Below are 13,845 nucleotides of genomic sequence, written 5' to 3'. Positions count from 1 at the left end.
CTAAATATCGGCGCTTTCACCCTGCCTCGGGCAAAGCACCCGGCGCTGGAGCGTGGCCTGCAATGCCTCGAATTTCACCGGTTTGCTCAGGTAGTCGATCAACGCGCCCGAGGGACAGCGCTCCTGCCCCAGATTCGGGCTGACCACCAGTACCGGCAGCTCTTCGCAGCCAGACAACGCGCGGATCTGGCAACAGACCGACACACCGTCCAGCGGCGGCGACTGGCAATCGAGCAGCACCGCGTCAAAGCGCTCGCCGTGCAGCAGATCCAGCGCGGCGCGGCCACTGTCGGCGGTGCGCACCCGATAACCCAACTTGAGCAACATGCCACGCATGACCAACTGATCGATGTTGTTGTCATCCGCCAGCAGCACCGTGCAATCCTGGGGCTGGCGCGAGCCCTGGCGGCCACCGAAGGAAAACGGCGTCGGGACCGCCGCCGGCAAGGCCACGTCAAACTCCACGTCCAACTGGAACCGGCTGCCACGACCGGGCTCGGAAGTGTGGGTCAGGCGCCCGCCCAGCAGCTCCACCAGTTGCCGACAGATGGCCAGGCCCACGCCGAGACCGCCATATTCGCGGGTCATCGAGCCGTCGAGCTGGAAGAAGCGCTGGTACAGGGTCGCTTCCCCCAGGTCGGTAAAGCCGATCCCGGTGTCGATGACGGCAAAGGACAACACCAGCCGATCGAGCTCCGTCGGCCGACCGCTGACACGCAGCGCCAGGCCGCCCAACCGGGTGAACTTGATCGCGTTGTCCAGCAAGCATTCCAGGCATTGGGCCAGTTTGCCGCTGTCGCCGATCAACCGGTCCGCCAGGCCCGGGGACATGTCGACCTTGAAATCCAGGCCCTTGGCCGCGGCATTGGCGCCGAACTGCACCTGCAGCGCATCGATCACCCCACGCAGGCTGAACGGCGCCGGATAGACCTTGAGCTTGCCGGCCTGCAACTCGGTGAGGGTGAGGATGCCATTGACCATGCGCATCATGTCCCGCGCCGACCCGGCGGCGGTCTGTTGATACTGGGTCAGCTCCTCGTCCATCTCGACGGTTTCCATCAACTCCAGGGAACCGATCACGCCATTCATCGGCGTGCGCAGTTCGTGGGTCAAGGTGGCGAGGAATTCGTCCTTGAGCTTGTTACCGTGGGCCAGTTGCTGGTTGAGCACCTCGAGTTTCTGCCCGGCGTCCAACAGGGTCTGGGCCTGCTGTTCGCGCATGGCATTGATGCGGTCGGCCAAGGCCAGGGACAACAGCGCCACTTCGATGGCCGAGCCGATCTGGCTGGCGTACATGGTCAGGAAGACGTTCGGCAGGTAGCCCAGCACCATCAAGGTATTGATGATGCCCCCCAGCAGAAACGCCGACCAGGCAATGATGAAATAGCGCGCCACCCGCAGGCCACGCCACCAGGCGAACAACCCCGCGGCAAAGATCGCCACCGTGAACACCAGCGCCAACGCCGTCGCCAGGCGCAGGGCCAGGGCATAGCTGGTCATCAGCGACAGGCTGATGACCACGGCGCTGTAGCCGATCAGTGCCAGCAGCATGCGGTCCATCCAGCGGCCATGCTGGGCGGTTTGCAGGAAGCTGCGGGCGAACTGGCTGCCAAACAGACCCGCACAGCCAATGAAGAACGGCGTCGCGGCGTTGGCCCACCAGGGGTTGTCCGGCCAGAAGTACTCCACGGCGGCACCGTTGACCGACAATTGGTACAGGCCGAACGAGGCGATGTAGAAAATGTAATAGAGGTAGCTGGTATCGCGCACGCTCAGGTAGATGAACAGGTTGTACACCAGCATCCCCAGCAGCACGCCATAGATGATGCCCAGCACATACAGGCGCACCGGCTGTTGCTCGAGGTACGCGGTGCTCGACCACAGCGTCAACGGCGCCTGGATCGAACCCTGGCTTTGCAGGCGCAAATAGACGGTCTGTTGCTGTTCGGGTTTGAACGCCAGGCTGAACAGATAATTGTTCTGGCGGATCTCGCGGCTGGCGAACGGCAACGCATCACCAGTCTGGCGAACCAGCCGATAGGCCCCAGCCGCGTCGGGCAGGTACAAGTCGAGGTGGTCCAGCGGCGGGTATGCCAGCTCCAGCAGCCAGGTGCGCTGGGCGTCCGGATTGTCAGGGCGATAGTGCAGGTCGATTTTCAACCAGAAGGCTGATCGCGAGTAACCGGCGTTCAGCGTGGCTTTGTCGTGGGGCTTGAACGCACCCGCTGCGGACTGGGCCAGGACCTCATCCAGGGTGGCCGTGCCACCCGCATCCTCGAACACTTGCAAGGCATGGCCCAAGGGTAGGCTTTGGGTGAATTCATCGAATTCCAGGGCACTTGCCAGAGGGGACAAGCACAGCAGTAACATCAGCAAATAGCGCATTTAAGCCCCAGCGTGGCCTGTCCGGTTGAGTCAGGAAGCCCCCCATTCCCTGAGTAGACGTAAAACCGGCATTACCTGTTATGTGTTGGATCCATCTCTAGCATAGCCGCTGATGGCCAATTTGCACCATTGAAATTTTTTCTACAGAAGGCTCTAGAACGGGCGTTTCAGAGCAAAGCATTGAGATAGAGCTGTTGCTTTGGTCAGACAGGAATCTTGAACGATGACTCACCGTGGCGAGGGAGCTTGCTCCCGCTCGGGCGCGAAGCGGCCGCCTGTTATCGGGAGGCGCTTCGCACCTCAGCGGGAGCAAGCTCCCTCGCCACGATGAGCCGGGCCTTGCCATCACAGGCAGCGTACAAATCCTCTGACTCCCACCACCGATAAAACAGGTTTGGTGGTAAGCTCGCGCACCATGAATATCTACAGCTCTCGCCCCGTTGTCCTCTGTCTCTCCGGCCACGACCCCAGCGGTGGTGCCGGTTTGCAGGCAGATATCGAAGCCCTGCTCGCCCAGGGCTGTCATGCCGCCCCGGCCGTTACCGCATTGACCGTGCAAGACACCGTCAACGTCAGCGATTTCCGCGTGCTCGATCGCGAGTGGGTGCTGGCGCAAGCCAATGCCGTGCTCAACGATTCGCCGGTTGCGGCGGTCAAGCTGGGGATGCTTGGCTCACTGGAAATGGTCGACACGGTGGTCGAACTGCTCCAGGCCCACCCACATCTGCCGATGGTCTGCGACCCGGTGCTGCGCGCCGGCGGTGGTGGACGCCTGGGCAAGGATGAAGTCGGCTACGCCATGCGCGAACGCCTGCTGCCCCTGGCAATCATCGCCACCCCCAACCTGCCTGAAGCACGCATCCTCGCTGAACTGCCCGAGGGCAGCGCCGACGAGTGCGCGGAAAAACTGCTGCCCTTCGTCAAACACCTGTTGATCACCGGCGGTCACGGCGACGAACATGAAGTCCATAATCGCCTGTACAGCCGCGATGGCCGCCGCGAAACCTTTACCTGCCAGCGCTTGCCCGGCAGCTACCACGGTTCCGGCTGCACCCTGGCCAGCGCCCTGGCCGGTCGGCTGGCCCAGGGCGAACAGCTCGCCAGCGCCGTCAAGACAGCACTGGATTACACCTGGCGCACCTTGCGCGATGCCGAACAACTGGGCAAAGGCCAGTTCGTGCCGCGTCGCCTGCCGCTGGATTTCTGCTCGTAGCACCGGAGGCCTGTGGAATGAAATTACGTGGCCTGTACGCCATCACCGATAGCCAATTGCTGGCCGGCAAGTTCCTCGCTTATGTAGAAGCGGCGCTGGAGGGTGGCGTGACCCTGCTGCAATACCGCGACAAAAGCAGCGACGAAGCCCGTCGCCTGCGCGAGGCCGAAGCCCTGCGCAACCTGTGCGAGCGCTACAAGACCCAGCTGATCATCAACGACGACGCCGAACTGGCCGCGCGCCTGGGCGTCGGTGTGCACCTGGGCCAGACCGATGGCCCGCTGGCGCCGGTGCGGGCGCTGCTCGGGCACAAGGCGATCGTCGGCTCCACCTGCCACGCCAGCCTGGCCCTGGCCGAACAGGCCGCCAGCGAAGGCGCCAGTTATGTCGCCTTCGGGCGCTTCTTCAACTCCAACACCAAGCCCGGCGCCCCCAGCGCAAACCTTGAACTGCTCGAACAGGCGCGCATCAAACTGCATATTCCGGTGTGCGCCATCGGCGGCATCACCCTGGAGAACGCCGCCCCGCTGGTGGCCCACGGGGTCGACCTGCTGGCGGTGGTCCACGGCCTGTTCGGCGCCGACAGCAGCGCTGAAGTGACGCGCCGCGCCCGCGCCTTCAACGAACTGCTGCAGATCAAATAGTCCATTTTTCGTTTTCGAGAGCCCAACCATGTCCCGTTCCGAAACCCTGTTTGCCAACGCCCAGAAACACATCCCCGGCGGCGTGAACTCGCCTGTCCGTGCGTTCAAGAGCGTCGGCGGCACCCCACTGTTCTTCAAGCACGCCGAAGGCGCGTACGTCACCGACGAAGACGACAAGCGCTATGTGGACTACGTCGGTTCCTGGGGCCCGATGATCCTCGGCCACAGCCATCCGGACGTGCTGGATGCGGTGCGCAAGCAATTGGTCCACGGCCTGTCCTACGGCGCCCCGACCGCGATGGAGACCGAGATGGCCGACCTGGTCTGCTCGATCGTGCCATCGATGGAAATGGTGCGCATGGTCAGCTCCGGCACCGAGGCGACCATGAGTGCGATCCGCCTGGCGCGGGGCTACACCGGGCGCGACAGCATCATCAAGTTCGAAGGCTGCTACCACGGCCACTCCGACAGCCTGCTGGTCAAGGCCGGTTCCGGCGCACTGACCCAGGGCGTTCCAAGCTCGGCCGGCGTGCCGGCGGCGTTCGCCAAACACACCCTGACACTGCCGTTCAATGACCTTGAAGAAGTCGAGAAGATGCTCGGCGAAGTCGGCCAGGAAGTGGCCTGCATCATCGTCGAGCCGGTGGCCGGCAACATGAACTGCGTACCGCCGGCACCGGGTTTCCTCGAAGGCCTGCGCAGCCTGTGCGACCAGCATGGCGTGGTGTTGATTTTCGATGAAGTGATGACCGGCTTCCGCGTCGCCCTCGGCGGCGCCCAGGCCCATTACGGCGTCACGCCGGACCTGAGCACCTTCGGCAAGATCATCGGCGGCGGCATGCCGGTCGGTTGCTTCGGTGGCAAGCGCGCCATTATGGAATGCATCGCACCGCTGGGCCCGGTCTACCAGGCCGGCACGCTGTCGGGCAACCCGTTGGCCATGGCCGCCGGCCTGACCACCCTGCGCCTGATCAGCCGCCCGGGCTTCCACGCCGAACTGACCGACTACACCACTCGCCTGCTCGACGGCCTGCAGATCCGCGCCGATGCGGCGGGCATCCCCTTCGTGACCACCCAGGCCGGCGGCATGTTTGGCCTGTATTTCAGTGGCGCCGATGACATCATCACCTTCGAAGACGTCATGGCCAGCGATGCCGACCGGTTCAAGCGCTTCTTCCACCTGATGCTCGACGGCGGCGTGTATCTGGCCCCGAGTGCGTTCGAAGCCGGCTTCACCTCCATCGCCCATGGCGAGACCGAGCTGAAGATCACCCTCGATGCAGCCGAGCGGGCCTTCGCGGCACTGAAGTAAGCCTGTGGATAACTGACGCTGGCTGAAGCTGGCGTCAGTGATTGCTGACAACCTCCCGCCCTTTTCCTACGTATTTATGCCCGAAGCTGCTATTAGCATTCCCGTGCAGCAGAAAAACGAGTAAAGACTTTGTAAGGATGGCCCCGCTTATTTCATAATGCGCGCTTATTGGATCCCCCGGAGGGTCCGCGCGCCCCTCAGAGGTAAGTCGATTCCCATGAACCGCACCGGCCGCACCCTTGCCTTGGGCTGCCTGTTGCTCCTTCAGCCGCTGCTGGCGAATGCACAGGCAGGCGGCAACTCGTTGTTGATCCCGGCGCTGGGCCGTTGCACGCTCAATACCCAGCCACAAGATCTCGCACCGGCACTCGACGCCTGTCAAAAAGCGGCGGACGCAGGCGATGCACAAGCGCAATACGAGTTGGGCGAGTTCTACTACGAAGGCAAGGCTGCACCCCGCGACCTCAAGCAAGCCCTCAACTACTTCGAAAAAGCCTCGCTGCAAGGCCATGCCCAGGCGCAATTCAAGCTCGGTGGCATGTTCTTCCATGGCGAAGGCGTGCCGGCCAACAACGTCCAGGCCTACATCGTCTTGAAGATGGCCGCGGTCAATGGCGCCGAAGAAGCCCTGGACACCGCCGACGAAGTCGCCGAGCAGATGCCCCGCGACGAGTTGGAAGTGGCGACCCAGGTGCTGGGCCAGATCTTTCGCAAATACCTGATGGAATTGCAGAACGCCGATGGGCGTACGCCTTTTTCACCGCTGCCCTGAATCCGCCGCCGGCCCCTGTGGCGAGGGAGCTTGCTCCCGCTGGGCTGCGCAGCGGCCCTAAGATTTCTGGGAGCGCTTCGCACTCCAGCGGGAGCAAGCTCCCTCGCCACAGAGGACTGTGCTCAGGTTTACTTCTCAGGCATCGGCATCGGAAACGGCATCACGTTGCCAACCGCGCCGCGGGCTTCGCTGATTTTCGGCGTGCCCAGGCGTTCGACTTCGTCGATGCGCACGATCGAATGCATCGGCACGAAACTGCGCACCACGCCTTCGAACTGCGCCTTGAGCTTTTCTTCGCTCGGATCGACGACCACTTGCGTGCGCTCGCCAAAGACGAACTCTTCCACTTCCAGGAAGCCCCACAGATCACTTTGATAGATCTGCTTGGCGTACATTTCGAACACCTGGCCCTGGTTAAGGAAAATCACCTTGTAGATTGGAGCTTCACGTTTGGTCATGGCTGGCGAAACACATCGGCGGGTAAAAATGAGGGCGCGAACTATAGCATAGCCACTGCTCGCACAGCGGTAGGAACCGGGGGACTTGTTCCCTATAATGCGCGGTTCTTTGAATCACGTGATGACTCCGTCCATGGCCAAGAAGCTTTACATCGAAACCCACGGTTGCCAGATGAACGAGTACGACAGCTCGCGCATGGTCGATCTGCTGGGTGAACACCAGGCCCTGGAAGTCACCGCCCGCGCCGAAGACGCGGACGTGATCCTGCTCAATACCTGCTCGATTCGCGAACGCGCCCAGGACCGGGTGTATTCCCAGCTCGGCCGCTGGCGCGAGCTGAAGCTGGCCAACCCGGAAATGGTCATCGCCGTGGGCGGTTGCGTGGCCAGCCAGGAAGGCGCGGCCATTCGCGATCGTGCCCCGTACGTGGACGTGGTCTTCGGCCCGCAGACCTTGCACCGCCTGCCGGAGATGATCGACGCCGCGCGTGCGACCAAGCTGCCACAAGTGGATGTCTCGTTTCCGGAAATCGAAAAATTCGACCACCTGCCCGAACCGCGCATCGACGGCCCGAGCGCCTATGTGTCGGTGATGGAAGGCTGCAGCAAGTACTGCACGTTCTGCGTGGTGCCCTATACCCGCGGCGAAGAAGTCAGCCGACCGTTCGACGACGTGATCGCCGAGATCATCCACCTGGCCGAAAACGGCGTGCGCGAAGTGACCCTGCTGGGGCAGAACGTCAACGGCTATCGCGGCCTGACCCATGACGGGCGCCTGGCGGACCTCGCCGAGCTGATCCGCGTGGTGGCGGCGGTGGACGGCATCGACCGCATCCGCTACACCACGTCCCATCCACTGGAGTTCTCCGACAGCCTGATCCAGGCCCACGCCGAGGTTCCCGAGCTGGTCAAGCACCTGCACTTGCCGGTGCAATCGGGTTCCGACCGGATCCTCGCGGCCATGAAGCGCAACCACACGGCACTGGAGTACAAATCCAAGCTGCGCAAATTGCGTGCGGCAGTGCCGGGCATCTGCATCAGCTCGGACTTTATCGTCGGTTTCCCCGGTGAAACCGAGAAAGACTTCCAGCAGACCATGAAGCTGATCGAAGACGTGGGCTTCGACTTCTCCTATTCCTTCGTCTACAGCCAGCGCCCTGGAACCCCGGCGGCCGACCTGGCGGACGACACCCCGGAAGAACTGAAAAAAGAACGGCTCAACGCCTTGCAGCATCGCCTCAACCAGCAAGGCTTCGAGATCAGCCGACAAATGGTCGGTTCCGTCCAGCGGATTCTGGTGACCGATTATTCGAAAAAAGACCCCGGCGAGCTGCAAGGACGTACCGAAAACAACCGCATCGTCAATTTCCGCTGCGACACCCCGGCCCTGATCGGCCAGTTCGCCGATGTGTACATCGACGCCGCGCAACCGCACTCCCTGCGGGGTTCGCTGATCCAGTAACCTTTTCAAAAACACTATTGCCTGTGCAAGCAAGACCTGTGGGAGCAAGGCTTGCCCGCGATCAGGGCACCGCGCTCTTCAGCAAGGTTGCGGTGCTTTCATCGCGGGCAAGCCTTGCTCCCACTATAGGTTGTGCCAACCCTGTGATCGGATTCGCCTGTTTAAGAGCTTTCGCACCCAGCCTACTGGCGCTATCCTTGGTTTCATCTCAATTGCCCCTGGGCGGCTAAAAACGACCTTGAACGCACCCATCGAACCACATCGCTTTATTCTCGAGCCCTTTGAGGCTCGCCGCTTCGCCAATCTGTGCGGGCAATTCGACGAGCACCTGCGCTTGATCGAACAGCGCCTGGCCATCGAGATCCGCAACCGCGGAAACCAGTTCGAGCTGATCGGCGAACCCAAGCACACCACCTCCGCGGAAAACCTGCTGCGCCGTCTCTACCGGGAAACCAAGGGGAGCGAGCTGTCGCCGGATACGGTCCACCTGTTCCTGCAGGAATCGGCTGTCGAAGAACTCGACAACCACGCCCCGTCGGAACCTGCCGTGGCCCTGCGCACGAAAAAAGGCATGATTCGCCCGCGCGGCTTGAATCAGCAGCGCTACGTGAAGGAAATCCTGGGCAACGACATCAACTTCGGCATCGGCCCGGCCGGTACCGGCAAGACCTACCTGGCCGTGGCCTGCGCCGTCGATGCGCTGGAGCGCGAACAGGTACGGCGCATCCTGCTGGTGCGACCGGCGGTCGAAGCGGGTGAAAAACTCGGCTTCCTGCCCGGCGACCTGGCCCAGAAGATCGACCCGTACCTGCGCCCGCTCTATGACGCGCTGTATGAAATGCTCGGCTTCGAATACGTCGCCAAGCTGATCGAGCGCCAGGTCATCGAGGTCGCGCCGCTGGCCTACATGCGCGGTCGTACCCTGAACAACAGCTTCATCATCCTCGACGAAAGCCAGAACACCACGGTCGAGCAGATGAAAATGTTCCTGACCCGGATCGGCTTCGGCTCCACCGCCGTCATCACCGGGGACATCACCCAGGTCGACCTGCCCCGTGGCACCAAGTCCGGGCTGAACCATGTGATCCAGGTCCTCAAGGACGTGCCAGGCATCAGCTTCACGCACTTCATGCCCAAGGACGTCGTGCGCCATCCGTTGGTACAGCGCATTGTCGAAGCCTACGAGCGCTTCGAGAATCGCGAGGCCGACGACACGACCGAAGGCAAAGGCAATCGCCACAATGCTTGAACTCGACCTGCAAGTGGCCTGCGAACACGCCGCCCCCAGCGAAGCCCAGTTCCGCCAATGGTGCGAACTGGCCCTGCGCCAGCGCAGCGCCGACTCGGAGCTGACGATCCGCCTGGTGGACGAGCCCGAAGGCCGCGAGCTGAACCACACTTGGCGGCAGAAGGACTACGCCACCAACGTGCTGTCGTTCCCCGCCGACGTTCCCGACGAGCTGCTCGACATCCCGCTGCTGGGCGACCTGGTGATCTGCGTCCCGGTGGTGGAGCGTGAAGCGGCGGAACAAGGCAAGACCCCCGAGGCCCACTGGGCCCATCTGGTGATTCACGGCTGCTTGCATCTACTGGGTTACGACCATATAGAAGATGACGAAGCCGAAGAAATGGAAGCACTGGAACGAACGTTGCTTGCAGAGCTGGGTCATCCCGACCCCTACGCCGGCGACGAACACTGATACATCAACTGTAACGACAAAGGATTCAGAGTAATCGCTATGAGCGAAGATCGATCGAGCAACGGGCAGAAGTCATGGCTGGGCAAGCTCACCCAGGCTTTTGCCCATGAGCCGAAAAACCGCCAGGAGCTGCTGGAGCTGCTGCGCGATGCACACCAGAACAAACTGCTGGACAGCGAAGCGCTGGCCATCGTCGAAGGCGCCATCCAGGTCGCTGACCTGCAAGTGCGGGACATCATGGTCCCGCGCTCGCAAATGGTCAGCATCAAGGCGACCCAGACCCCGCGTGAATTCCTGCCCGCCGTGGTCGACTCCGCTCACTCGCGCTACCCGGTCGTTGGCGAGAGCCATGACGACGTCATGGGCGTACTGCTGGCCAAGGACCTGCTGCCGCTGATCCTTCAGGAGAACGGCGACAGCTTCAACATCAAGGACCTGCTGCGCCCGGCCACCTTCGTGCCCGAGTCCAAGCGCCTGAACGTGCTGCTGCGGGAATTCCGCGCCAACCACAACCACATGGCCATCGTCATCGACGAATACGGCGGCGTGGCCGGCCTGGTCACCATCGAAGACGTCCTCGAGCAGATCGTCGGCGACATCGAGGACGAGCACGATGTCGAGGAAGACAGCTACATCAAGCCGCTGCCCAGCGGTGACTTCCTGATCAAGGCCCTGACGCCGATCGAGAACTTCAACGAATTCTTCGACAGCCAATTCTCCGACGATGAGTTCGACACCGTCGGCGGCCTGGTGATGAGTGCTTTCGGGCACCTGCCCAAGCGCAACGAAACCACGGAAATCGGCTCCTGGCGCTTCCGCATCCTCAATGCCGACAGCCGCCGGATTCACTTGCTGCGCCTGTCACCCATTGGCCGATAACCCCTGCGAGACCCGCTAAGGATATACATGCGCTGGATAACCCGCCCCGGCTGGCCCGGTAACCTGCTGGCCGTGGCGGCCGGTGCGATCACCACCCTGGCCCTGGCACCGTTCGACCTCTGGCCGCTGGCATTGCTGGCGGTCGGCTTGTTCTATGCCGGGCTGCGCGAGCTTTCGCCACGCCAGGCCCTGGGCCGTGGCTGGTGTTTCGGTTTTGGCCTGTTTGGCGCCGGCACCAGTTGGATCTACGTCAGCATCCATAACTTCGGTGGCGCCTCGGTGCTGCTCGCCGGGCTGTTGATGCTGCTGTTCATCGCCGCCATCGCCTGGTTCTTCGCCCTGCCCGCCTGGCTGTGGGCGCGCTGGCTGCGCCGCAACGAGGCGCCCTTGGCCGATGCCCTGGCGTTCGCCGCGCTGTGGTTGGGCCAGGAAGCCTTCCGCGGCTGGTTCCTCACCGGGTTCCCGTGGCTGTATTCCGGTTACAGCCAGCTCGACGGCCCCCTGGCCGGCCTCGCGCCGCTGGGCGGGATGTGGCTGATCTCCTTCACCCTGGCCCTGACCGCCGCGCTGCTGTACAACGCGCCGCGGCTGATCCGCGGTGCCCGCAAAGGTTTTATTGCCGCGGGCGTGCTGCTGTTGATCGGCCCGTGGGTGGCCGGCATGGCACTCAAGGGGCATGCCTGGACCAGCCCCTCGGGCGACCCGCTGAGCGTCGCGGCGATCCAGGGCAACATCGAACAAAGCATGAAGTGGGACCCCGAACAGCTCAACGCGCAGTTGGCGCTGTACCGCGACATGAGCTTCGCCTCCAAGCGCGTCGACCTGCTGATCTGGCCGGAAACCGCGGTGCCGGTGCTCAAGGAGTCCGCCCAGGGCTACCTGGACATGATGGGCAACTTCGCCGCCGAGCGGCAGTCGGCGTTGATTACCGGCGTGCCGATTCGGCAACTGGTGCATCACGAGAAGCGTTACTACAACGGCATCACCGTGACCGGCGAAGGTGACGGTACCTACCTGAAGCAAAAACTCGTGCCGTTTGGCGAATACGTGCCGCTACAGGACATCCTGCGCGGCCTGATCGCCTTCTTCGACCTGCCCATGTCGGACTTCGCCCGGGGCCCGGCCGACCAGCCGTTGCTGCAAGCCAAGGGTTACCAGATCGCCCCGTTCATCTGCTATGAAGTGGTCTACCCGGAGTTCGCCGCCAGCCTCTCGGCGCGTAGCGACCTGCTGCTGACCATCAGCAACGACACCTGGTTCGGCACCTCGATCGGCCCGCTGCAACACCTGCAAATGGCCCAGATGCGCGCCCTGGAAGCCGGCCGCTGGATGATCCGCGCCACCAACAACGGCGTGACCGGCCTGATCAACCCCTTCGGCCAGATCACCGCACAGATCCCGCAATTCGAGCGCGGCATCCTCTACGGCGAAGTGGTGCCGATGCACAACCTGACCCCGTACCTGCAATGGCGCTCGTGGCCGCTGATCATTTTGTGCGTGTTGCTGCTGGGCTGGGCGTTGGTGGCGAGCCGGATGGCCAAGACGGTTTAAAGCCTTCTGGAAGCACTTGTGGCGAGGGAGCTTGCTCCCGCTGGAGTGCGAAGCGCTCCCAGAAATTTTGGGGCCGCTGCGCAGCCCAGCGGGAGCAAGCTCCCTCGCCACAATGGGGACTCCCTCTCTACCTCATCATCTTCAGCGATAGAACAACCAATACCCCACCAACCCCATCGCCTCATTCATCAACTGCCCGGACTGCCAGATCGACTTGAACTCCGGCATCCAGCCACCCAATGGCCGGGCGTTGTCCGGGCCCAGGAAGCCGACAGGCGCCGGCACCACTTCAAATCCTGAGCGCTCGAAACTCCAGACCGCACGCGGCATGTGCCAGGCCTGGGTGACCACCACAATGCGCTTTATGTTTTCCGGCAGCAGGATCTCGGCACTCATCTGGGCGTTTTCCCAGGTCGTGCGGCTGCGCTCTTCCTGCCAGCGAACGGTGACGCCAAAGTCGTCCCGCATCGAATCGGCCATCAACTTCGCTTCACTGGGTGGGGTACCATAGTGCAAGCCACCGGTCGTCAGCACGGGCAAGCCCGAAGCCTTGGCCAGTCGCGCCGCATAACGCTGGCGTTCGAGGCCGACACCGGTGGGCTGGTCCGACCCCCAAGCCAGGTCACCGCGCTCGCGACCGGAACCCAGCACCACGATGGCGTCGGCACGCTGGGCCAGGGTCGCCCATTCACTGCGCAGCAACGGCGGTTCACGCTCCAGTGCCTTGGCGCTCCACTGCACCACCACCGGCAGACTCATCAGCCAGAAGCCGCCCAGGCCCACGGCGAAACACAGGCGAGCCAGGCGCGGCCGCGAATGACGCCACCACCAGGCAAGCGCCAACAACAGCAAAAGAATGCCGGGCGGCAATAAAAGTTGTTTGATGAAATAGCGAAACGGCATCGGGCATCTCCATAGATGCCCGAAGCCTAGGTGGGTTGACGCAAAGCGACAACAGATTCGAAAAAACCTTGAATCAAAAAAAGCGACACGCGTGAATCCGGCGCTACTTGAACTGCAGTGACCGGACCTTTACAGCATCCTTGTCAGGCGTCCGGTCCTTGAGCCATACAACCTTGGCCGAACGGGGCGCCTCGAGACGCTTGATTACCTGGGCCCCACTGGCGGGGGGTTGATGTCCGGCCTGTTCGAGGTAAGCCTCGACCAGTTCGAACTCTGCGGGGCTCAAGCCACGCAGCTCCAGCTCTACCGGACGCTCATCCCGCAAGCGGCCGGCGGTTCTTGCAGCGTCCAGGGCCGCCCCGAGACGATCGATCAGTTTTTCATACAACTCAGGTGTAGCGACTTTTCGTTGTGATTCAACCATCCCTCACCTCATTGAAGATAAGACTCACTCCCCATTGAGAAGCTTAGCTTCGCTGGGCAAACCGGCAGGGCGCCGCGACCAACGGCCCTGAACACGGGTTCGCGCCGGTGATCGTCGATGGCCAGCACGCAATCAGGGTTTC

At 62.6% G+C, this 13,845-nt stretch carries 13 protein-coding genes; 9 read left to right on the top strand and 4 right to left on the bottom strand.

Translation table 11 applies throughout. The features are described 5' to 3' along the window. Window positions 1-2,385: a hybrid sensor histidine kinase/response regulator gene (locus IB266_RS27065; protein ID WP_192263543.1), complete on the bottom strand. Its 2,385-nt coding sequence runs from the start codon at window positions 2,383-2,385 to the stop codon at window positions 1-3. 415 nt (window positions 2,386-2,800) lie between these two features. Between IB266_RS27065 and IB266_RS27060 the strand changes: the two genes are divergently transcribed. The 4 genes from IB266_RS27060 (at window position 2,801) to IB266_RS27045 (ending at window position 6,326) form a co-directional block, all read left to right on the top strand. After that, window positions 2,801-3,598: a hydroxymethylpyrimidine/phosphomethylpyrimidine kinase gene (locus tag IB266_RS27060; protein WP_060740495.1), complete on the top strand. Its 798-nt coding sequence runs from the start codon at window positions 2,801-2,803 to the stop codon at window positions 3,596-3,598. 17 nt (window positions 3,599-3,615) lie between these two features. Next, the gene (gene thiE / locus IB266_RS27055; protein ID WP_060740494.1) at window positions 3,616-4,242 is read left to right on the top strand and encodes a thiamine phosphate synthase; all 627 of its coding nucleotides are present in this window, start codon (window positions 3,616-3,618) and stop codon (window positions 4,240-4,242) included. 28 nt (window positions 4,243-4,270) lie between these two features. Continuing rightward, window positions 4,271-5,554, top strand: a complete 1,284-nt coding sequence (gene hemL / locus IB266_RS27050) for a glutamate-1-semialdehyde 2,1-aminomutase (protein ID WP_103311063.1) — start codon at window positions 4,271-4,273, stop codon at window positions 5,552-5,554. A gap of 217 nt (window positions 5,555-5,771) precedes the next feature. After that, the gene (locus IB266_RS27045) at window positions 5,772-6,326 is read left to right on the top strand and encodes a tetratricopeptide repeat protein (RefSeq protein WP_053188388.1); all 555 of its coding nucleotides are present in this window, start codon (window positions 5,772-5,774) and stop codon (window positions 6,324-6,326) included. A 128-nt stretch (window positions 6,327-6,454) separates the two neighbouring features. Here IB266_RS27045 and IB266_RS27040 read toward each other — a convergent pair whose 3' ends face one another. Continuing rightward, window positions 6,455-6,784: a DUF1820 family protein gene (locus tag IB266_RS27040; RefSeq protein WP_003185742.1), complete on the bottom strand. Its 330-nt coding sequence runs from the start codon at window positions 6,782-6,784 to the stop codon at window positions 6,455-6,457. A 133-nt stretch (window positions 6,785-6,917) separates the two neighbouring features. Here IB266_RS27040 and miaB point away from each other — a divergent pair, with 133 nt between their 5' ends. The 5 genes from miaB to lnt all read left to right on the top strand — a co-directional run bounded on the left by miaB (window position 6,918) and on the right by lnt (window position 12,376). After that, window positions 6,918-8,246: a tRNA (N6-isopentenyl adenosine(37)-C2)-methylthiotransferase MiaB gene (gene miaB / locus IB266_RS27035; protein ID WP_192263541.1), complete on the top strand. Its 1,329-nt coding sequence runs from the start codon at window positions 6,918-6,920 to the stop codon at window positions 8,244-8,246. Window positions 8,247-8,484: 238 nt separating this feature from the next. Then, a complete protein-coding gene (locus tag IB266_RS27030; protein ID WP_060740491.1) occupies window positions 8,485-9,495 on the top strand; it encodes a PhoH family protein in 1,011 nt (336 codons plus the stop codon). After that, window positions 9,488-9,946 (top strand): rRNA maturation RNase YbeY, encoded by a 459-nt coding sequence (gene ybeY, locus IB266_RS27025; protein WP_192263539.1) that lies wholly within the window; start codon window positions 9,488-9,490, stop codon window positions 9,944-9,946. The genes IB266_RS27030 and ybeY overlap by 8 nt, the downstream gene beginning before the upstream one ends. 39 nt (window positions 9,947-9,985) lie before the next feature. Beyond that, window positions 9,986-10,825, top strand: a complete 840-nt coding sequence (locus IB266_RS27020; RefSeq protein ID WP_003205870.1) for an HlyC/CorC family transporter — start codon at window positions 9,986-9,988, stop codon at window positions 10,823-10,825. 27 nt (window positions 10,826-10,852) lie between these two features. Then, complete coding sequence (gene lnt, locus IB266_RS27015; RefSeq protein WP_060740490.1) at window positions 10,853-12,376, top strand: apolipoprotein N-acyltransferase; 1,524 nt, start codon at window positions 10,853-10,855, stop codon at window positions 12,374-12,376. Between the two features lie 141 nt (window positions 12,377-12,517). On the opposite strand, the gene IB266_RS27010 is transcribed toward lnt, so the two are convergent. Both IB266_RS27010 and IB266_RS27005 read right to left on the bottom strand, forming a co-directional pair. Continuing rightward, window positions 12,518-13,279: a YdcF family protein gene (locus IB266_RS27010; RefSeq protein WP_103311293.1), complete on the bottom strand. Its 762-nt coding sequence runs from the start codon at window positions 13,277-13,279 to the stop codon at window positions 12,518-12,520. A 103-nt stretch (window positions 13,280-13,382) separates the two neighbouring features. After that, window positions 13,383-13,703, bottom strand: a complete 321-nt coding sequence (locus tag IB266_RS27005) for a hypothetical protein (RefSeq protein ID WP_192263537.1) — start codon at window positions 13,701-13,703, stop codon at window positions 13,383-13,385. Window positions 13,704-13,845 lie beyond the last annotated feature (142 nt).

This window comes from Pseudomonas sp. Pdm06 (genome assembly GCF_014851795.1).
GTDB lineage: Bacteria > Pseudomonadota > Gammaproteobacteria > Pseudomonadales > Pseudomonadaceae > Aquipseudomonas > Aquipseudomonas fluorescens_AA.
This window is presented reverse-complemented; position numbering and strand designations above follow the sequence as displayed.

Coding starts and splice junctions, on each gene's coding strand:
- IB266_RS27060 (WP_060740495.1), top strand. CDS start 2,801: ATGAATATCTACAGCTCTCGCCCCGTTGTCCTCTGTCTCTCCGGCCAC.
- IB266_RS27020 (WP_003205870.1), top strand. CDS start 9,986: ATGAGCGAAGATCGATCGAGCAACGGGCAGAAGTCATGGCTGGGCAAG.
- IB266_RS27065 (WP_192263543.1), bottom strand. CDS start 2,385: ATGCGCTATTTGCTGATGTTACTGCTGTGCTTGTCCCCTCTGGCAAGT.
- hemL (WP_103311063.1), top strand. CDS start 4,271: ATGTCCCGTTCCGAAACCCTGTTTGCCAACGCCCAGAAACACATCCCC.
- miaB (WP_192263541.1), top strand. CDS start 6,918: ATGGCCAAGAAGCTTTACATCGAAACCCACGGTTGCCAGATGAACGAG.
- ybeY (WP_192263539.1), top strand. CDS start 9,488: ATGCTTGAACTCGACCTGCAAGTGGCCTGCGAACACGCCGCCCCCAGC.
- IB266_RS27010 (WP_103311293.1), bottom strand. CDS start 13,279: ATGCCGTTTCGCTATTTCATCAAACAACTTTTATTGCCGCCCGGCATT.
- IB266_RS27005 (WP_192263537.1), bottom strand. CDS start 13,703: ATGGTTGAATCACAACGAAAAGTCGCTACACCTGAGTTGTATGAAAAA.
- lnt (WP_060740490.1), top strand. CDS start 10,853: ATGCGCTGGATAACCCGCCCCGGCTGGCCCGGTAACCTGCTGGCCGTG.
- thiE (WP_060740494.1), top strand. CDS start 3,616: ATGAAATTACGTGGCCTGTACGCCATCACCGATAGCCAATTGCTGGCC.
- IB266_RS27040 (WP_003185742.1), bottom strand. CDS start 6,784: ATGACCAAACGTGAAGCTCCAATCTACAAGGTGATTTTCCTTAACCAG.
- IB266_RS27045 (WP_053188388.1), top strand. CDS start 5,772: ATGAACCGCACCGGCCGCACCCTTGCCTTGGGCTGCCTGTTGCTCCTT.